Genomic DNA, 19,630 nt, shown 5'->3' on the forward strand with positions numbered 1-19,630 from the left:
GGGATGCCGGGGACGGGACGCGAGCTGCTTGACCTCAAGAATGCTTGAGGTCCTACGTTTTCGTCCATGAGCATGGAGACCACGGCGTGGACACAGCTGCACAGCGTCCTCAACGCCCAGGAGGAACACCGCCCGTTCGCCCTGGCCACCCTGCGCCGCATCGGCCGGTTCGCCCGCCCGCACCGGCGCCGCATCGCCCTGTTCGTCGCGCTCGGCGTGGGCACCGCGCTGCTCGCCGTGGCGGCACCCGTGCTCGCCGGGCGGGTCGTGGGCGTCATCGTCGCGCACGGCGACGAGGGCACCGTCGTCCGGCTGGCCCTGCTCATCGCGGTGATCGCGGTCGCGGAGGCGGCACTGGGGATCCTCGGCCGCCGTCTCTCGGCGACCCTGGGCGAGCACCTCATCCTCGATCTGCGCACCGCCGTCTTCGACCATGTGCAGCGCATGCCGGTCGCGTTCTTCACACGCACTCGTACAGGCGCTCTCGTCTCCCGGCTCAACAACGACGTCATCGGAGCCCAACGCGCCTTCAGCACCACCCTCTCCGGCGTGGTCGGCAACCTCGTCACCCTGCTGCTCACCCTCGCCGTGATGCTCACCCTGTCCTGGCAGATCACCCTGGTGGCACTGGCGCTGCTGCCCGTGTTCGTGATCCCGGCCCGGCGCATGGGCAGCCGCATGGCCCGCATGCAGCGCGAGGCGGCGACGCTCGACGCGGCCATGGGCGCCCGCATGACCGAGCGCTTCTCCGCGCCCGGCGCCACCCTCGTCAAACTCTTCGGACGGCCCGAGGAGGAGTCGCGGGAGTTCGCCGAACGGGCCCGCAGGGTCGCCGACATCGGCATCCGCACGGCCACCACCCAGGCGGCGTTCATCACCGCCCTCACCCTGGTCTCCGCCCTCGCCCTCGCCCTCGTCCACGGCCTCGGCGGATGGTTCGCCCTGCGCGGCACCCTCGAACCCGGCGCGGTCGTCTCCCTGGCCCTGCTGCTGACCCGGCTGTACGCCCCGCTGACCGCGCTCGCCGGGGCGCGGGTCGAGGTGATGAGCGCCCTGGTCAGCTTCGAGCGGGTCTTCGAGGTGCTCGACCTGCGGCCGCTCATCGAGGAGCGGCCCCAGGCGCGCCCGGTGCCCGACGGGCCCGTGGCGGTCGAGTTCGACGACGTCCGCTTCGGCTACCCGTCCGCCGGCAAGGTCTCCCTGGCGTCCCTGGAGGAGGTCGCCGCACTGGACGGGCGCGGCGGCGACGAGGTCCTGCACGGCGTCTCCTTCCGCGCCGAACCGGGACAGACCGTGGCGCTCGTCGGCTCCTCCGGCGCAGGCAAGTCGACGATCGCGCAGATGCTGCCACGCCTGTACGACACCGACGCGGGCAGCGTGCGCGTCGGCGGGGTCGACGTCCGCGACCTCACGGCCCGCTCCCTGCGGGAGACCGTCGGCATGGTCACCCAGGACGGGCACCTCTTCCACGACACCGTCCGCGCCAACCTCCTGATCGCCCGCCCGGGGGCCACCGGCGAGGAACTGTGGGACGCCCTGCGCCGGGCACGCCTGGACACCCTCGTACGCTCCCTGCCCGACGGCCTCGACACCGTCGTGGGCGAACGCGGCTACCGGCTCTCCGGCGGCGAACGCCAGCGGATGACGATCGCCCGGCTGCTGCTGGCCCGCCAGCGCGTCGTCATCCTCGACGAGGCCACCGCCCACCTCGACAACACCTCCGAGGCCGCCGTCCAGGAAGCCCTCGCCGAAGCGCTCGAAGGCCGCACGGCGGTCGTCATCGCCCACCGGCTCTCCACCGTCCGGGCGGCCGACCGGATCCTCGTCGTCGAGGCCGGCCGGATCGTGGAACGCGGCACCCACGAGGAACTCCTGGCGGCGGGCGGGCGGTACGCGCGGTTGTACCGCACGCAGTTCGACGGGGCGCGCGGCGCGGCGGAAACGGTGGAGGAGGCCGCGTGACCGCGTGAACGCCGCCCGGGGCCGGCCCGTACCTCCTTCGAGTACGCAGCCGACAGCCGCACCCGGAGAGGCGACGTGTCCCAGCAGCCACCGACCGTACGACCCACCCACCGGACCCCGTCCCGCGCCCGGCGCCTGCGCGCCGTCGCCGCGGCCGGGGTCCTCGCCGTGCTGACCCTCGCCACGGCCTGCGGCGGCGGGGGCGGCGACGGCACGGCGGCCGCGAAGCCCGGCGCGTCCGGGGCACCCGCCGCCGGGGTCGTCGCGCCGGCGAAGGTGGAGGTGATCGCCGGCCTGGTCGGCTGCACGGCGAAGATCCGCACCGAGGCGGACGAACTGCGCGAGGGCGTGTGCCACACCCCGAAGGGCGACTTCCTCATCACCACCTTCCCGGAGGAACGGCTCAAGGAGACCTGGCTGGAGTCGGCCCGCGTGTACGGGGGCAGGTACCTGGTCGGCATGCGCTGGGTGGTCAGCGCCGAACCCGACATGCTGGAACCGCTCCGCGCGAAACTCGGCGGCACCATCCGGGAGTTGTCGGGCATCGGCACCCGGCCGGGCACCTCCTGACCTCATCGCGCGCGGCACCTCCCTTCCGGTTCGCGCAGGTGGACGTCATGATGGTGCGACTCGGCACATGAGCCGCCCCCCTTGTGTCGGCATCGCAGATTGAGTCCACCGTGGTCGCCACCTTCCGTCGCCACTCGCTCGCGGGCGAGATGCTGGTCCTCCAGCTCGCCATCGTCGTGGTGGTGCTGCTGGCGGTCGCCGCGGTCTCCCTCGCCCAGTCGCAGGCCACCTTCAACCGCGTCGAGGGACGCCGGGTGAGCGCCCTCGCCGAACAGCTGGCCGCCAACCCGCTGGTGCGCAGCCGGCTGGCGCGCCCCGACCCCGGGGAGTCGCTCGCCCCGCTGGTGCTCTCCACCCAGGCGCAGTCCGGAGTGACCTCGGTGACGGTGGCCGACGCCGCCGGGCGGATCGTCAGCTCGACCGACCCCACCGTGGTCGGCGAGCGCATGCCGCTCGGACCGGGCACCCGGCGGGGCCGGGGCTGGTCCGGGCAGCTGACCCTCGACGGCAGCCGTGAGCTGGCCGCCCAGGTCCCCGTCCTCGGCGCGACCGAGGAGAACCTCGGCCGCGTCCTCGGCACGGTGATGATCGGCGAGGCAGCCCCGACGGTGGGGCAGCGGCTCGGCGGCGCCTCCTCCTCCCTGCTCGCCTACCTCGGCATCGCCAGCGGCCTCGGCGTGGCCGGCTCCTGGCTGCTCGCCCGGCGGGTGAAGCGGCAGACCCTCGGCCTGGAGCCGCGCGAGATCGCCGGGCTCGCCGAGCACCGGGAGGCCATGCTGTACGGGATCGCCGAGGGCGTGGTCGCCCTGGACCCGCAGCACCGGCTCACCCTGGTCAACGACATGGGCCGCCGCCTGCTCGACCTGCCCGAAGACTGCGTCGGGCAGAGCCTGGACGGGCTGGGCATCGACGGACGGCTGCGCGACGTACTGGCCGGGACCGCCGCCGGCACCCGGGACGAGGTGGTCGTGCGCCACGGGCGGGTCCTGGTGATGAACCGCATGACCGTCACCAAGGACGGCCGGCACCTCGGCTCGGTCACCACCCTGCGCGACCGGACCGAACTCGCCCGGCTGGAGCGGGAGATCGGCTCCTTCCGCAGCTCCTCGGAGCTGCTGCGCGCCCAGGCCCACGAGTTCGCCAACCAGCTGCACACGATCTCCGGGCTCATCCAGATCGGGGAGCAGGACGAAGTCGTGCGCTACATCCGCGCGTTGAACCAGCGCCGCCAGTCCCTCGACGTGACCCTCAGCCGCCGGGTCCGTGACACGGCGGTGGCCGCGCTGCTCATGGCGAAGGCGTCCCTCGCGGCCGAGCGGAAGGTCAGTCTGCGGATCTCCGACGACACCGCGCTGGAACGGCTGGCACCGGAGGACGCCGCCGACGTGGCCACCGTCGTCGGCAACCTGGTCGACAACGCCGTCGACGCCGCCGCGCAGGGCGACGACGCCCGGGTGGAGGTGGCGCTGCGGCAGGACGCCTCCAGCGTGGAGATCGCGGTCCGCGACTCCGGCCCCGGAGTGGCTCCCGAACTGGCCCGCGAGGTCTTCTCCCACGGCTTCACCACCAAGGCCGCCCGGGAGGGCGAGCGCGGCATCGGACTGGCCCTGACCAAGCTGGTCTGCGAACGGCACGGGGGAGAGATCTCGGTGTCCAACACCCCGGACGGGGCCGTGTTCACCGCACGCATGACCGTCAGCCACCTCACCGGCACGGTGGCGGAAGGAGCGGACGCATGACCCCAGCCCAGAACCCGGCACGCGATCCGGCACCGGCCGGGACGGAGCAGGCAGGGACGGACACGATCGGCGTCCTCGTGGTCGACGACGACTTCATGGTGGCCCGGGTCCACCGCGCCTTCGTCGACCGCGTCGAGCCGTTCCGCGTCGTCGGCGTCGCCCACACGGGCGGCCAGGCGATCGAGGCCGCGGACGAACTGCGCCCCGACCTCATCCTCCTCGACCTGTACCTGCCCGACATCTTCGGCCTCGACGTGATCCCCCGGCTGCGCAGCGCCGGCCACGACTGCGACGTCATGGTGATCAGCGCCGCGCAGGAGGCCGACACCGTCCGCGGCGCGGTCCGCCGCGGTGTGGTCGACTACCTCCTCAAACCCTTCGACTTCCAGGACCTGCGCACCCGCCTGGAACGCTACGCGGACCAGCGCGGCCGGCTGCTGACCACCGTCGTACGCGGCCAGGCCGACGTGGACCGCGTCCTGGCGGGCGCGTTCGCCCCGGCGGCGGCCCCCACCCTGCCCAAGGGCATGAGCGTGGAGACCGCCGGACTCGTCGAACGCGCCCTGCGCGAGGCGGACGGCACGCTCTCCGCCACCGAGTGCGCCGCGCTGACCGGCGTGTCCCGCGTGAGCGCCCGCCGCTACCTGGAGTACTTCCACAGCACCGGCAGCGCCGAGGTCTCCCTGCGCTACGGCGCCGCGGGACGCCCGGAACGCCGCTACGCCTGGCGGTCGTGAGGCGCCGCCCCGCGCGACGCCGGGCCCGGACCGGCGCTACCACACGCCGGCCGCCGGTCGCCCGATCGCGGCGCGATCCGGCGGCGACGCCCCGCCGACGCGACCGGTGCGCTGTAATGGGCGGGCCGTCGTGCCGTCCCGCGCCCGGCACCGGGGCCGACGTCCCTCGGTGCGCCGCGACGCGGCCGAGCACGCGGCCAGGCAACCAGGGGGACGGAGCGGTCATGGAGAACTTGCGGCCCGGCGATCCGGCACAGGTCGGGGACTACCGGCTGCTCAGGCGGCTGGGGGCCGGGGGCATGGGACAGGTGTTCCTCGGGCGGTCACCGCGTGGGCGCACCGTCGCCGTGAAGCTGGTCCACGCGCAGCTGGCCCATGACCCGGAGTTCCGCCGCCGGTTCCGCGCGGAGGTGGCCGCGGCGCGGCGGGTGGGCGGGGACTGGACGGCGCCGGTCCTGGACGCCGACACCGAGGCGGACACCCCCTGGGTGGCCACCGGGTACGTCGCCGGCCCCACGCTGCACCAGGCGGTGACCGAGGTCTGCGGGCCGCTGCCGGAGCCGTCGGTGTGGCACCTGGCCGCCGGCCTGGCACGGGCGCTGCGGAGCATCCACGCCTGCGGGCTGGTGCACCGCGACCTCAAACCGTCGAACGTCATGCTCACCGTCAACGGCCCGCGGGTGATCGACTTCGGTGTCGCGCGCGCCGCGGACGCGAGCGTGCTGACCCGCACCGGCGCGATGGTCGGCTCCCCGGGGTTCATGTCGCCCGAGCAGATCCTGGGCGGTGAGATCACCGGGCTCAGCGACGTGTTCAGCCTCGGTCTGGTGCTGGTGTTCGCCGCCACCGGCCGGCAGGCCTTCGGGAGCCCGGACAGCGGCGCCCACGCGATCATGCTGCGGGTGACCGAGAACGACCCGGACCTGTCCGGTATGTCCGAGTCATTGGCCGCGTTCGTGGCGCGGTGCCTCGCCAAGCGGCCCGAGGACCGCATCCCCCTGCCCGAGATCGCGGCGAGGGCGGAGGCGGCCGGCGCGGGAGGCGACCCGGCCGCGTGGCTGCCCGGCGCGCTGATGGCGGAGCTCGGCCGGCAGGCCTCCGGCCTCCTCGACCTGGAGGAGCCGCCCCCGCCGACCCAGGTCGACCATCCGTCCACGGGCCGGGCCGGGTCCGCCGTGCACGCCCTGCCGACCGCGCACGGCGGACAGGTCCCGCCCCCGCCGCCGGGCACCCCGGCGCCGGTACCGGGGCCCCCGGCGCACACCCCGGCCCCGACGCCCGCGCCGGCACCGCACAGGACGGTGACCGCGCCGCCGATGCCACCGGTACCCGGCGCCTTCCCGCCGGGCGGACGCCGCAGGAGCAGGGTCGGCCCCGTCGTGCTGGTCGCGTCGGCCGTCGCCGCCGTGCTCGCCGTCGTCCTGGCCGTGAAACTGCCCGGCCTCACGGGCGACGGTGAGAGGACCGGCTCCGGGGCGCCGGGAACGTCCCCCGCCACGCGTTCCCCCAAGGCCACCTCCGCCGACTACGAGGGGAGATGGACCGGCAACGTGCGTGAGGCGGACGACGACCTCTACTCGATCACGGTGGACTACAAAGGCGGCGAGCTCGGCGACCAGGTGGCCACCGTCGAGTACCCGTCGCTGGCGTGCAGCGGCCGCTGGATCCTCACCATGGACACGGGGCGTTCGGTGCAGGTCCGGGAGGAGATCACTGAGGAGAGCAGCCCGCTGAACTGCGTCGACGAGGTCGACATCGTCCTGACCCCCTCAGGCGACGGCAGCCTGCGCTACAAGGTGACGAGCGTGGCGGACTCCGGGACACTGCGGCGCAGCGAGTGACCGTGCCCCCGCGGCCGGGCCTCAGTCCGGCAACGGCAGCGGCGGGAGCCGCTGGTACTCGGCGCGGCCCCGGTTGAGCACGGAGATCGTCGCGGCGGTCAGCCACGGCACGGTCGGCCCGGCCAGCCGCATCGGCTCCCACTGCTGGTAGTCGGTGAACAGCGCCCACTGGTCGATCACCGGCAGGAAGCTGATGATCTCGTGGTGCCGCAGCGACACCCAGCGGTTCTCGGCGGCGACGTGCAGCAGCATGCGGCGGTCGGTGAGGATCGCGCGGCAGGGGGAGAAGTTGCGCCACTGCGCCTGCGCCATCGCTTGCGCCCGGCTGCGGGCGCTGCTGTTGGCGACGGCGTCCCCGACCAGCCCCGCGGCGACGAACAGCGGCGAGCCGAAGTAGAAGCCCGAGCGCTGGTCGTAGCTCACGTTCATGGCGTAGAAGCGCGCGTAGTGCGCCGCGACGTCGCCGTACGCGACCTCACCCGCCTCCAGCAGCACGCCCGGGGTGGCGACCGGGGCCAGCTCCCCTCCGGCGCGCAGGTGCCGGTGCAGGGAACACGCGGCCTCCCAGCCCTGCCGGTGCAGGGCCTGCAGATGTTCGTCCGCCGGGTTCTGACGTGACACTGTTCATCGCCCCCCACGCGACACGGAACGGGTGGATCTCCGTCGGGCCCCATGATGCCAACGCCCGGGCCCGCACGGGACCGCTCCCGTGAACGCCGGTCCGGGCCGCCCGTGGGCGACCGGATACAGTGCGCGGGACGGCAGCCCGGTCAGGGAGGGGAAGCGTGACCGACACCAGCAGCGCCCGGCCCGCCGGGGGTGAGGCGCGAGCACCGCGGCCCAGCCGCGTGCAGCGCCTGATGCGCTACCTGCCCCTGGCCGCACCCTTCCTGCTGTGGGCCGTGCCCTGCTGGGTGCTCCTGTACACCGGCCAGCACTGGCCACTGCCCGTCGCACTGGCCGGCACCGCCGCGTCCGTCCTCGGCCTGGTCGTGATGCCCCTGGCGATGGCACGCGGCCACGGCCGGCGCCAGCAGGACCGGGCGGCGATCCTCGGCGACACACTGCTGGGCGTCAGCTGGATCCTGTTCACCTGGTCCGTGCTGCTCGGGGTGCTGCTGCGGCTCGCCCTGACCGTGGCCGGCGCCGGCGACGGCCCAGACCGCGCCCGTATCGTCACCTGGACCGTCCTCGGCGTCACCGCCGTACTCCTCGCCTGGGGGTACGCCGAAGCCCGCCGCGTGCCCCGCGTCCGCCGGCTCGACGTGCGACTGCCCCGGCTGGGTGCCGGGCTCGACGGCCTGCGCGTCGTCCTCATCACCGACACCCACTACGGCCCCCTCGACCGCGCCCGCTGGTCGGCGCGGGTGTGCGAGACGGTGAACACCCTGGAGGCGGACCTGGTCTGCCACACCGGCGACATCGCGGACGGCACCGCCGAACGCCGCCGCGCCCAGGCCACCCCGCTCGGCACGGTGCGCGCCACCCACGCCCGCGTCTACGTCACCGGCAACCACGAGTACTACAGCGAGGCCCAGGGCTGGGTCGACCTCATGGACGAGCTGGGCTGGGAGCCGCTGCGCAACCGTCACCTGCTGCTCGAACGCGGCGGTGACACCCTCGTCGTCGCCGGCGTGGACGACGTGACCGCCGAGGTCTCCGGCCTGGCGGGCCACCGCGCCCACCTCGCCGGAGCCCTGAACGGCGCCGACCCCGATCTGCCCGTCCTGCTCCTGGCACACCAGCCCACGTTCGTCGACCGGGCGGCCGCCGCCGGCATCGACCTCCAGCTCTCCGGCCACACCCACGGCGGCCAGATCTGGCCCTTCCACCACCTGGTCCGCCTCGACCAGCCGGCCCTAGCCGGCCTCAGCCACCACGGCGCCCGCACCCTCCTCTACACCAGCCGCGGCACCGGCTTCTGGGGCCCGCCGTTCCGCGTCTTCGCCCCCAGCGAGATCACGCTGCTCGTCCTCCGTTCCCCGCACGCGCGCGGCTGAGGCGGCCACCTGGCAAGCCCGGTGGCCGCCCTGCGTCACAGCGGGCGCAGCACCTCCAGACCGATCGCGGGCGCGGCCTTGTCGAGGTCGGCCAGGCACCCTTCGCGGGTGTCGCCGACGACGGTGACCAGGGCGTAGCGGCCGGCGACATGGCCGTGCGGCGGCAGCCGCAGCTCCTGGCCCGGGAGGGCGACAGCCAGGGCGGAGTCCACCCCGGGGGGCAGCGCCGCGCGGTCGATCGACACGTGGCGGGCGATGCAGTCCGCCTCCGGGTAGTGGAAGCGGACGGCCGCCACACGGTGCCGGTCGGGGCGGATGCCGGGCTCCTCGCCGCAGGCCACGCGGGCGGCGACGAGCGCGGCGTCGACACCGAGGGCGAGCCGGCCGATGTCCGGGATGCGGTCGCCGCCGATCCGGGCGTTGATCTCCACGACCTTGGGACCGGCGGCGGTCAGCCGCAGTTCGGTGTGGGTCCAGCCGGTGGTGAAGCCCACGGCCCGGTGCGCACCGGCCACGACGTCCCGCACGCGCGGGTCGTCCATCAGCGGGTCGCGGCCGTCGACCAGGTGGCCGACCTCCTCGAAGTACGGCGGGTAGCCGCAGTCCTTGCGGGCCACGAAGGCCAGCGACATCCGGCCCTCGTACCAGGCCGCGTCCACACTGATCTCGGGGCCGTCGAGGTACTCCTCCACCAGGACGTCTCCGGGGGCCACCTCCACGGCGCCGGGCGCGGTCGCCGCGCGGGCCAGCCGGAACCGGCCGGCCAGCAGGTGGGCGGACTCCACCTTCACCACGCCCGTACTGGCGTTCAGCGCCCGGGGTTTGAGCACCAGCGGGTAGCCCACCCGCGCGGCGGCGGCGCGGGCCTGCGGGAGCGAGGTGACGGGCACCGACTCGGCCTGCGGCACCCCCGCGGCACGGAGCGCCTCGCGGGTGGCGCGCTTGTCGCGGCACCGCAGCACGGCCTCGGGCGGGCTGCCCGGCAGGCCGAGCAGCCGGGCCAGTTCGGCGGTCTGCACGACCCGGGTGTCGTCCCAGGTGATGACCCCGGCGCAGCCCAGGCCCCGGGCGACGGCCGCCAGCGCGGCCGGGTCGGCGGTGTCCAGGACGGTGTGCCCCGTGACGTACGGCTCCTCCCAGGTAGGGGCGCGGTCGGCGAGCAGGTGGACGTCGTACTCCCCGGCGACCGCGCGCAGCAGGTACTCCCGGTAGATCTGCGAGCCGGCGCCGACGAGGGCGAGTGTCGGCCTCATGCGTGTGCCTCCGCCCCGTCGAGGTGGGCGGCCAGGGTGCGTACCGTGCGGTGCAGGTAGAGCTGCGGCAGGGGGAAGACGGGCATCCGGGCCTCGCGGAGTGCGGCCAGCAGCCGTACGGCGAGCAGCGAGTTGCCGCCGAGGGTGAAGAAGTCGTCGTCCGGTCCGACGCGGAACCCGAAGACCTTCTCCCACACGCCGCGCAGCCGGGTCTCCAGGTCGCCGGCCTCCTCGTCGGCGGCGGCCGGTGTGCTCCGCACGCCCGCGAGGGGCTCCGGCAGCCGGGACGCGTCGATCTTGCCGTTGGGGGTGAGCGGGAGGGCGGGCAGCGCGGTGACCGTCGACGGGACCATGTGCTCGGGCAGGAACCGTGCCGCGTGGCGCCGTACCTCCTCGGTGCCGGCGGCGGGCGCGGCGCCGTCGGTGCCCGCGGGCAAGTCCCCGCCGCGCAGCACCACGTAGGCGTCCAGCCGCGCACCGGCCGCGTCGCCCGGCTTCTGCCGCAGGACCACGGTGGCCGCCGCCACGCCGGGCGCGTCCAGCAGCCGGGCGCGGATCTCGTCCAGCTCGATGCGGAAGCCGCGCAGCTTCACCTGGTTGTCGAGGCGTCCCAGGTGCTCCAGCCTGCCGTCGGGCAGGAGCCGTCCCCGGTCACCGCTGCGGTACATGGGGCCGGGGGCGTGCGGGTCCGGGACGAAGCGCTGCGCGGTGAGTTCGGGCCGGTTCAGGTACTGGCCGGCCACTCCGGCCCCGCCGACGTAGATCTCGCCGGCGACGCCCGGGGGCAGCTCGCGGCCCTCGGGGTCGAGGACGTAGAGGTGCCAGCCGGGCAGCGGGTGCCCGACGGACCGCGAACCGGTCAGCGCCTCACGGCGGGTGACGGTCTGCGCGGTGACGTGCACGGTGGTCTCGGTGATGCCGAACATGTTGACCAGCCGGCACCGCGACGCCGGGTGCCGGTCCAGCCAGGACAGCAGCGGGCGGGTGTCCAGCGGTTCACCGCCGAAGACGACCAGGCGCAGCGAGTCCGTCACCGGCTCGGCCCGGTCGGCCTCCATCAGCTGGGCGAACGCGCTGGGCGTCTGGCTGAGGACGGTCACCCGTTCCTCCGCCAGCAGCCGGGCGAACCGCTCGGGGTCCCGGGACGCCCAGTACGGCACGACGACGAGCCGGCCACCCGTCGTCAGGCAGCCCCAGATCTCCCAGACGGAGAAGTCGAAGGCGCTGGAGTGGAAGAAGGTCCACACGTCCCGGCCGCCGAGGCCGAAGTCCGCGCGGGTGGCGTCCATGAGCGCCGCCACGTTGCGGTGCGGCACGACGACGCCCTTGGGGCGGCCGGTGGAACCGGAGGTGTAGATCACGTAGGCGGCGGCGTCGGCGGACAGCGGCCCGGGCGCGGGCGCCCGCCCGTCCGGGTCCGCCGGGCCGAGGGAGCCGGGGTGGACCGTCCGCACGCCCTCCGTGACGGGAAACGCCTCGGAGCCGGTGACGACCAGGGACAGTTCCGCGTCCTCGGTCATGTACGCCAGGCGGTCGGCCGGGTAGGCGGGGTCCATCGGGACGTACGCCGCACCCGTCTTGAGCACCCCGAGCAGGATCACCACCAGATCGGCCGTGCGCTCCAGGCAGACGCCCACCCGGTCCGCCGGTGTGACGCCGAGCTCCCGCAGCGCGGCGGCGATCCGGTCGGCCCGCTCGTCCAGTTGACGGTATGTCAGCTTTTCGCCCTCGAAGGTGAGGGCCGTCGCGTCCGGGGTCCGTTCGGCCCAGGACCGCACGGCCCTCTCGATGCGTTCGCCGGCCGCCCCGGGCGCGGCGGGCTCGTGTCCCAGTCCGCCCAGGACGGCCAGGCGCCGCCGCTGTTCGTCGTCGAAGAGCGGGACGTCCGCCACCGGCGTGTCCGGCCGTGCGGTGACCAGCGCCCGGTGGGCGGTGACCAGCATGCCGGTGAGCCACTCGACGGCGGAGTCGCCGAAGTCGGAGCGCCGGTGGTGGCACACACCGGACAGGACGCCGGAGCCGTCGTCCGCCACGTGCACCGACAGCGGGTGGAGCGGGGCGAGGAACGGCCGGTCCTCGATGACCTCGGCCTTGAGCCCCTCGCCGGTCAGCACCTCGGCGGGCTCGGTGACGTACAGGCCGGCCGCGGGGGTGTGCGACGGCACCGTGTCGGCGTGCCGTACCCGCTCCAGGTACTCCCCGACCGTGGCGGTGGGGTCGACGGCGAACGTGATGCTGTGCCCGGGGCCGGTTCCCAGTTCGACGTCGGGGCCGCCGGCGCAGCGTGCCAGGACCAGCCCGAGTGCCGCCGCGGCGGTGACGGCCGCCGGGGCGTCGCCGTGGACCGGCAGGGTGAAGGAGCGGCTGCCCGCGCCGGCCGCGCCGGGTTCGCCGAGGCCCCAGTCGGGGGCCGGCGCCCGGCCGAGCCGGGCCACCTGCTCGCCGAGCCGCTCGGCGGTGTCGTGCGCCGCGGTGACCGGGCCGGTGGGCCGGGCGGCCGGGTCCAGCAGGGCGCGGGCCAGTCGGTACGGGTCCGCCGGCACCGCCCGGTGGGCGACGACGACGAGGTCGGCGCCCCCGTCGGCGTACCGCAGCAGGACCGCCCGCAGACCGGGTCCCGTGGCCGGGTCGGTGGGGCGGGTCAGCTCGCGTTCCCGGGCGTGGGCCGCGGCGGGGGACTCCGCCCCGTCGGGCACGTCCTCGACCCACAGGCGGGCTCCGGCGGTGCCGGTGAGCAGCGCCAGGTCGCGGCCCAGCCGTTCGGGGTCGGCGCCGGTGTGGACGCGCAGGGCGACGGCGCGGCACAGCCGCCCGGCGGCGGAGGGATCGTGGAGGTGGTCGTCGGTCATCGGCTGGTGAACCCTCCGTCCACGGTGACCGTCGAACCGGTCACCTGTCGGGACTCGTCGGACGCGAGCCAGAGCGCGGCTCCCGCCACGTCGTCCGGCTCGATGAGCCGGTTCATCGGCTGGGCGGCCACGAAGGTCTGCTCGTGCTCCTGGACGGGGACGTCGAGGGACCGGGCGATCTCGCTGAGCATCCGGCCCTCGACCGCCTCGTCGTCGCGCACCGAGCCGGGGCACAGGGCGTTCACCCGGACCCCGAACGGCGCGAGGTCCAGGGCGGCGGCCTTGGTCAGGCCGACCAGCGCGTGCTTGGCGGTGACGTACCCGGCGAAATGGCGGTAGCCGACGAGGCCGGCGGTCGAGGCGACGTTGACGATGCTGCCCGAGCGCTGCCGGGTCATGGCGCCGCCGACGGCCCGGATCATCCGCCAGGCGCCGGAGACGTCGACGTCGAGCATCAGGTCCCACTCGTCGGACGTGATGTCGTACACCGTCTTGCCCGAGGGGGCGGCGATCCCGGCGTTGTTGAGCAGGACGTCGATCCTGCCGAACCGGTCGAGGGCCGCGTCGACCACGGCACGCACGTCCCCGGTGTCGCGGACGTCGGCGGGCACGGTGACGACGGACCCGGCGCCCTGCTCGCGGCAGAGGAGCGCGGTGTGGGCCAGCTGCTCGGCCGTGCCCAGCGGGTAGGGCACCCCGGGCAGGTCGCGGCCGATGTCGGTGAGGAGCAGGTCGGCACCGGCCCGGGCGTACGCCACCGCGCACGCCCGGCCGATCCCGCGTGCGGCGCCGGTGACCAGGGCGGTCCTCCCGGCGAGCCGGCCGGGCGGGCGCCCGGCCGGTGCGGTCGGCACGTCGTGTGCCGTCGGGGCGGGCGCGGTCACCGTCGCACCGCCAGTCCGGCCAGCTCGGCGTCGAGCAGGCGCATCAGGCCGTCGGGCGACTCCACCACGTACATGTGCCCGCCGGGCAGTTCGGCGTGGTGGTACGCGGCCGTGGTGGCCGCCTCCCACTCCTGGGCCTCCTCGCGGGAGACGAGTTCGTCGTGGTCGCCCCGCACGGAGACGACCGGGACGGGCAGGGGCTTGCCGGCGGGCGCCCGGTAGTTCTCGTGCATCTCCACGTCGGCGCGGAGCGGCGGCAGGAGCATCTCGCGCAGGTCGGGGTGCTCCAGAGCCGGGTGGGTGTACCCGGCGAACTCGCGTACCTGCGCCAGGAACGCCTCGTCGGTGAGGCCGGTGGCCCTGATCCGGCGCTGCGTCCAGGGCCCGGGCGAGCCGCTGACGATGAGCTTGACCACCTCGGGCCGGCCCAGGGCGCACAGCCGGTGGGCCATCTCGAAGGCGAGGACGGCGCCCAGGCTGTGGCCGAACAGGGCGACGGCGGGGCTGCCGGCGATCCGGTCGAGCACGGACGGCAGCAGGTCGTCGACGGCGGCGACGACGTCGGTGTGCAGCGGCTCGCCGAAGCGCTCCTCACGGCCCGGGAGCTGGACGGGGGTGACGAGGACGGTGTCGCTGCCGTACTCCTGGCAGCGGCGGTACACCGAGGCGCCGGCGCCGGCGAACGGGAAGCACAGGACGGGTATCTGCGACATGTCAGCCCTCCATCTCGGTCGTGGTGGCCCACGCCCGCTCGATCAGTTCGCCGGTGCCGGCGGGGTTTCCTCGTACGAAGTAGTGGCCGCCGGACGCCAGCCGCTGGAAGCGCACGTCCTCGGCGAGCAGCTCCCAGGAGCGGTGGGCCTCGGAGGCGTGGGCGAGGCCCTGGTCGTCGTCGGCGACGACGACCGTGAACGGCGCTTCGATGCGCCGCCCGGACGGCTCCTCGGTGCGCCCGATGAAGTAGCGGTAGCCGCCGCAGACGTCGTGGCGGAACGAGTCGCCGAGGAAGGAGATGTAGCGGTGGTCGAGGCCGTCCAGCTCGCTGTAACCGGTCTCCTCGACCATGTACGTGATGATCTCCTCGTCGCTCCAGCCGTCGATCATGGCGATCGACTCGCGCATGTCGGAGACGGGCGGCAGCAGCTTGGACCCGATGAAGACGTGCCGGAGGTCGAAGCCGCGTTCCTCCAGGACGCGGGCCAGTTCGACGGTCACGGCGGCGCCGCCGCAGTGGCCCCAGAGGATCAGCGGCAGGTCGGCGCGCTGCTCGATCTCGTCGACGACGCGCACCACCGTCTCGGTGACGTCGGTGAACTCGCCCCGGCGCTCCGGGCTGTGGCCCGGCTGTTCGACGCCGTACACGGCCAGGTCGGGCGTGAGCTTCTCGATCGCCTCGGCGAGCGGTTTGAAGTTCACCGGGTGACCGCAGGGGTACGGGACGCAGATCACCGCTCCGCGGGCGGCCTCGCCCGGGGCGCTGGTCAGCCGCTGGAGCAGCTCGCCGTCCTCCTGGCCGGCACCCTCCTCGCGCGCGGAGCGCTCGTCCACCAGGGCGGCCAGCTCACCGAGGCGGGAGATGCGGGTGAGGTCGGAGAGGGTGACCAGTCCGTCGAGTTCCAGCACCACGCGCAGCGCCGACAGGGAGTTGCCGCCCAGGGCGAAGAAGTCGCCGTCGCGGCTGATGGCGGAGGGCGGGGTGCCGAGGACGTTCGCCCAGGCGTCCCGGATGCGGGCGACGGTGGCCTCGGACGCGCTGCCGGCGCCGGCGGCGGCCGGGTCCGCCGCCCGGGTCGCGGGGCCGGGCGTGCGGCCCAGCAGCGCCAGGTCCTCGTCCGCGAGCAGGGCGTGGGCGTCGTGCGGCGCGTCGGGTTCGGCGGCCATCAGCTCCAGCACCCGCACGAAGTAGCCGCCGATCCGGTCGATCTGCGCCTCGTCGTACAGGTGGGTGTGGAAGTGCAGGCAGAGCTGGAGCTCGTCGTCGAAGAAGTGCCGGGAGAACTCGGTGCGGAACGGGAACTCCGTCTCGGAGTCGACCCGCATGTCCAGCATGGAGAACTCCGGCAGCTTCTTGAGGTTCTGCAGCAGGTAGAAGTGGGTGAAGTTGAAGGTGGTGCTGAACAGGACGCGCTGGGTGGCGAGGTCCTGCTTCATCCGGGCCATGGGGTAGCGCCGGTGCGGCAGCAGGTCGAGCTCGGCGCGGTACACGCGGCGGATCAGGTCGGCCCAGCTCCCGCCGGCGAGGTCGACCTGGAAGGGCACGGTGTTGAGGTGCAGGCCGAGCGTGGTCTCCGCGCCCGGCAGCTCGGGCCGGCCGCTGTGCTCGTAGCCGGTCATCACGGTGTCCTGTCCGGACACCAGGGCGAGGACCTTCATGTGGGCGGCGAGCAGCACGTCCTTGAAGGGCACCGACAGGGCGTCGGCGGTCGCCTCGATGCGCTGGGTGAGCCCGTTCGGCAGGGGCACGTCCCGCAGGACGACACGGAAGTCGTCGGTGGGCTCGGCACCGGGCCGGGGCGGCACGTCGGCGGGGTGCGGGTCCTGGAGCACCTTCAGCCAGAAGTCCCGTGACTGCGGGGAGCGCAGCGCCTCGGTCTCCAGGCCGACGAAGTTGCGCAGGTGGTTGTCGACGGGCGGGCGGGAGGTGTCCCGGCCTTCGCGCAGCTGGTGGTACAGCTCGAACAACTGGGTGTGCAGCAGCGAGATGGACCAGCCGTCGAGTGCCGAGTTGTGCTGGCTCACGGTGTAGCGGAACAGGTCGTCGCCGAGCACCTGGACGTGCAGGGTGACCAGCCCGCCCTCCTCCCACACGAAGCGGCGGGCCTTCTCCTGCGCCAGCCACTCCTGGTGCCAGGCCTCCTGCCCGGCCGCGTCGAGGTGGCGCAGGTCCGCGACGGTCAGCGGCGGGTCGACCTCCCGGTGCACGATCTGGAGGAACTCGCTGTAGCCGGTGAGGTGGTAGGTGGTGCGCAGGATCGGGTGGCGCGCCGTGAGCAGGCGTACGGCCTCGGTGAAGGCCTCGGTGTCGAAGCTGCCGGTGATCGAATAGCTCAGCACGTCGTGGTACTGGCCGAGACCGCCGGTGATCTCGGTCTGGAAGATCAGCCCGGCCTGGAGCATGGACAGCGGGTACGCGTCCTCGGCGTCGTCCGGGAGCAGGGCCCGGTCGGCCTCGCCGATCAGCTCGAACGGCCGGAACGCGCCGCGGGCCGCGACGTCCGCCTCGGTGGTCGCGGACTCGTGCGCGTCCTCGATGCAGCGGGCCAGCCGGGCGATGGTCTGGTGCTTGAAGAGCTGCTGGAAGGTGAACTCCAGCCCCGCCTCACGGGCCTTGGCGAGGACCGGCACGAAGTGGATCGAGTTCCCGCCGAGGGCGAAGAAGTTGTCGTTCACGCCGATCCGGTCCCGTCCGAGGACCTCGCGCCAGATCTCCGCGAGGGTCTTCTCGTGCTCGGTGCGCGGGGCGACATGGCCGGCGGGCTTCGGACGCAGGGCGTCGGGGCTGCGCAGGGCGGCGCGGTCCAGCTTGCCGTTGGGGGTCAGCGGCAGTTCGTCGAGGGCGAGGATGCGGCCGGGCACCATGTAGGCGGGCAGCGCCTCGCGCAGATGGTCCTTGAGCGCGCTCTCGGCCGGGGCGTCCCCGGCCGGGACGACGAAGCCCCGCAGCGAGGCGGTCAGGCCGTCGTCGACGGCGACCACCGCGGCGTCCCGGACGTCCGGGTGGGCCCGCAGCCGTTCCTCGATCTCGCCCGGCTCGACGCGGAAGCCGCGGACCTTGACCTGGAGGTCGACGCGCCCGAGGTAGTCGAGGGTGCCGTCGGGCAGCCACCGGGCGCGGTCGCCGGTGCGGTAGAGGCGCTCCTCGCCGACCGCGGCGCCGCCGGTGAACCTCTCGGCGGTCAGCTCCGGCCTGTCGAGGTAGCCGCGGGCCAGGCCCACGCCCGCCACGTGGAGTTCACCCGGCACGCCCACGGGGCAGGGGCGGCCCTGGTCGTCGAGGACGTGCATGCGGATGTTGTCGATCGGCCGGCCGATGGGCAGCCGGGCGCGGCGGTCCGCCCGGTCGAGGCCGGTGACGGGCTGGTGGGTGACGTCGACGGTCGCCTCGGTGGGACCGTAGAGGTTGATCAGGCGCGCCTCGGGGAGCAGTTCGGCGAACTGCGCGGCCTGCGCGGGGGTGAGGGCCTCGCCGCTGGCGAAGACCTGCCGCACGGTCCGGGCCCGGCCGGCGTCGCCGAACCGGTCGAGGTGGCCGAGGAACATGCTGAGCATCGACGGCACGAAGTGCAGGGTCGTCACGGAGTGCCGGTCGAGCGCGGCGAGCAGCTCGACGGGGTCCTTCTCGGCGCCGGGCGCGGGCAGGGCGAGGGCCGCGCCGGCGAGGGGCCACCAGAACAGCTCCCAGACGGAGACGTCGAAGGAGACGGACGTCTTCTGCAGGATGACGTCGCCGGCCCCGAGCGGGTAGGCGTTCTGCATCCAGGCCAGCCGGTTGACGGCGCTGCGGTGCTCCACCTGCACACCCTTGGGGCGGCCGGTCGAGCCGGAGGTGTAGATGACGTACGCGACGTCGCCGGCGCCGGCCGCGGGCCCGGCCGGGCCGTCGGCGTCGGCGTACGCGGCGGCGTCCTCGAGGTCGAGCGCCGGGGTGTCGCCGAGCAGTGCGGCGAACCGGGCCTGGGTGAGCGCCAGGCGCGCCCCGCTGTCGGCGAGGAGGAAGTCGATGCGGGCCTGCGGGTAGGAGGGGTCGACGGGCAGGTAGGCGCCGCCCGCCTTCAGCACGGCGAGCAGGCCCGTCATCATCTCGGGCGAGCGCTCCGCGACCAGGGCGACGACGGTGCCGGGTCCGACGCCGCGTCCGCGCAGGGTGTGCGCGAGCCGGTCGGAGCGGGCGTCGAGTTCGCCGTACGTCACGGTGCCGGCGTCGGTGAGGAGGGCGGGGGCCCCGGGGGTGCGGGCGGCCTGCGCGGTGAACAGGCCGTGCAGGGTGGCGTCGCGGTCGAAGGGCCGCTCGGTGGCGTTGCTCGCCTCGACGATCGCCGCGTCCTCGTCCGTCCACAGCGTCAGGTCGGTGACCTGCCGGTCGGGTTGCGCGGTGGTGAGCTCCAGCAGCAGGGCGTAGTGGCCCGCGATGCGGTGGACGGAGTCCTCGGCGAGGCGGTCGGTGTCGTAGGTGACGGTCACGACGAGTCCGTCGTCCTCGCGGGAGACGGTGAAGCGGGTGGCGGCGGGGGTGGCGTACCCGGCGTCGTGGAAGCCGGTCAGCTCGATGGCGGTGTCGAAGGCGTCGGCGCGGCCCAGTTCGGCGGCGAGTGCGGCGACGTCGCAGTCCTGGTGGCGCTCGGCCTCCTTGACGGCGGCGGCGACCCGGGCGAGCAGTTCGCGGAGGGTCCCGGTGGGAGCGGTGCGCAGCAGGAGCGGCCCGCCGGCGTGGCCGGCGGCGGCGCCCCGGGTGGGCTGGGCGACGACGACGTCCTCCTGGCCGGTGCAGCGGCCGACGAGGGCGATCAGGGCGGCCGTCAGGACGACGTGCAGTTGCTCCGGCCGGTCGCGGCTGACGCGGTCGAGGCGGGCGGTCAGTTCGGGTCCGAGACGTACCGCGTGGGTGGCGGTGGGCACCCGGTCCCGGTCCGCCGGCGGGCGGAAGTCGGACAGGAAGCCGGAGGTCTCCATGAGCGCGGCCAGCTGGGATCGCCAGTGGGCGGCCTGCGCGGAGGGTGCTGCCTCGGGGTGGAGCGACGGCATAGGTGTCTCCTGGATCGAGCTGCGAATGAGTGCGTGACGGGCTGTGCGTGTGC

12 protein-coding genes are annotated in these 19,630 nt (G+C 74.4%); 6 read left to right on the forward strand and 6 right to left on the reverse strand.

The window, feature by feature from the left end; all coding sequences use genetic code 11:
* Window positions 1-72 precede the first annotated feature (72 nt).
* The 5 genes from ACF07N_RS22995 to ACF07N_RS23015 all read left to right on the forward strand — a co-directional run bounded on the left by ACF07N_RS22995 (window position 73) and on the right by ACF07N_RS23015 (window position 6,849).
* Window positions 73-1,962, forward strand: coding sequence for an ABC transporter ATP-binding protein (locus tag ACF07N_RS22995; protein WP_392117015.1), 1,890 nt, complete (start codon window positions 73-75; stop codon window positions 1,960-1,962).
* Window positions 1,963-2,037: 75 nt separating this feature from the next.
* Window positions 2,038-2,532 carry a hypothetical protein gene (locus tag ACF07N_RS23000; RefSeq protein WP_392115925.1) on the forward strand — a complete coding sequence of 165 codons (495 nt, stop codon included), beginning with the start codon at window positions 2,038-2,040 and terminating at the stop codon, window positions 2,530-2,532.
* A gap of 110 nt (window positions 2,533-2,642) precedes the next feature.
* Window positions 2,643-4,271, forward strand: coding sequence for an ATP-binding protein (locus ACF07N_RS23005; RefSeq protein ID WP_383586048.1), 1,629 nt, complete (start codon window positions 2,643-2,645; stop codon window positions 4,269-4,271).
* Window positions 4,268-5,008, forward strand: coding sequence for a response regulator (locus ACF07N_RS23010; RefSeq protein WP_392115928.1), 741 nt, complete (start codon window positions 4,268-4,270; stop codon window positions 5,006-5,008). Before ACF07N_RS23005 ends, ACF07N_RS23010 begins: the two co-directional genes overlap by 4 nt.
* A gap of 224 nt (window positions 5,009-5,232) precedes the next feature.
* Window positions 5,233-6,849, forward strand: a complete 1,617-nt coding sequence (locus ACF07N_RS23015; RefSeq protein WP_392115931.1) for a serine/threonine-protein kinase — start codon at window positions 5,233-5,235, stop codon at window positions 6,847-6,849.
* Between the two features lie 21 nt (window positions 6,850-6,870).
* On the opposite strand, the gene ACF07N_RS23020 is transcribed toward ACF07N_RS23015, so the two are convergent.
* Window positions 6,871-7,470, reverse strand: a complete 600-nt coding sequence (locus ACF07N_RS23020; protein ID WP_392115934.1) for a hypothetical protein — start codon at window positions 7,468-7,470, stop codon at window positions 6,871-6,873.
* A gap of 164 nt (window positions 7,471-7,634) precedes the next feature.
* Here ACF07N_RS23020 and ACF07N_RS23025 point away from each other — a divergent pair, with 164 nt between their 5' ends.
* Complete coding sequence (locus ACF07N_RS23025) at window positions 7,635-8,849, forward strand: metallophosphoesterase (RefSeq protein ID WP_392115937.1); 1,215 nt, start codon at window positions 7,635-7,637, stop codon at window positions 8,847-8,849.
* 35 nt (window positions 8,850-8,884) lie between these two features.
* Here ACF07N_RS23025 and ACF07N_RS23030 read toward each other — a convergent pair whose 3' ends face one another.
* Genes ACF07N_RS23030 through ACF07N_RS23050 form a run of 5 tightly spaced genes read right to left on the reverse strand, consistent with a single transcriptional unit; the run spans window position 8,885 to window position 19,577 of the window.
* Window positions 8,885-10,102 (reverse strand): acetyl-CoA carboxylase biotin carboxylase subunit family protein, encoded by a 1,218-nt coding sequence (locus ACF07N_RS23030; protein WP_383586034.1) that lies wholly within the window; start codon window positions 10,100-10,102, stop codon window positions 8,885-8,887.
* A complete protein-coding gene (locus ACF07N_RS23035; RefSeq protein WP_392115941.1) occupies window positions 10,099-12,951 on the reverse strand; it encodes an amino acid adenylation domain-containing protein in 2,853 nt (950 codons plus the stop codon). Before ACF07N_RS23035 ends, ACF07N_RS23030 begins: the two co-directional genes overlap by 4 nt.
* Window positions 12,948-13,805: an SDR family oxidoreductase gene (locus tag ACF07N_RS23040; protein WP_383332586.1), complete on the reverse strand. Its 858-nt coding sequence runs from the start codon at window positions 13,803-13,805 to the stop codon at window positions 12,948-12,950. Before ACF07N_RS23040 ends, ACF07N_RS23035 begins: the two co-directional genes overlap by 4 nt.
* A 26-nt stretch (window positions 13,806-13,831) precedes the next feature.
* The gene (locus ACF07N_RS23045) at window positions 13,832-14,548 is read right to left on the reverse strand and encodes a thioesterase II family protein (RefSeq protein WP_383332527.1); all 717 of its coding nucleotides are present in this window, start codon (window positions 14,546-14,548) and stop codon (window positions 13,832-13,834) included.
* A 1-nt stretch (window position 14,549) separates the two neighbouring features.
* Window positions 14,550-19,577 (reverse strand): amino acid adenylation domain-containing protein, encoded by a 5,028-nt coding sequence (locus ACF07N_RS23050; RefSeq protein WP_392115945.1) that lies wholly within the window; start codon window positions 19,575-19,577, stop codon window positions 14,550-14,552.
* Window positions 19,578-19,630 lie beyond the last annotated feature (53 nt).

It is taken from the genome of Streptomyces sp. NPDC015242, assembly GCF_043079125.1.
Lineage (GTDB): Bacteria > Actinomycetota > Actinomycetes > Streptomycetales > Streptomycetaceae > Streptomyces.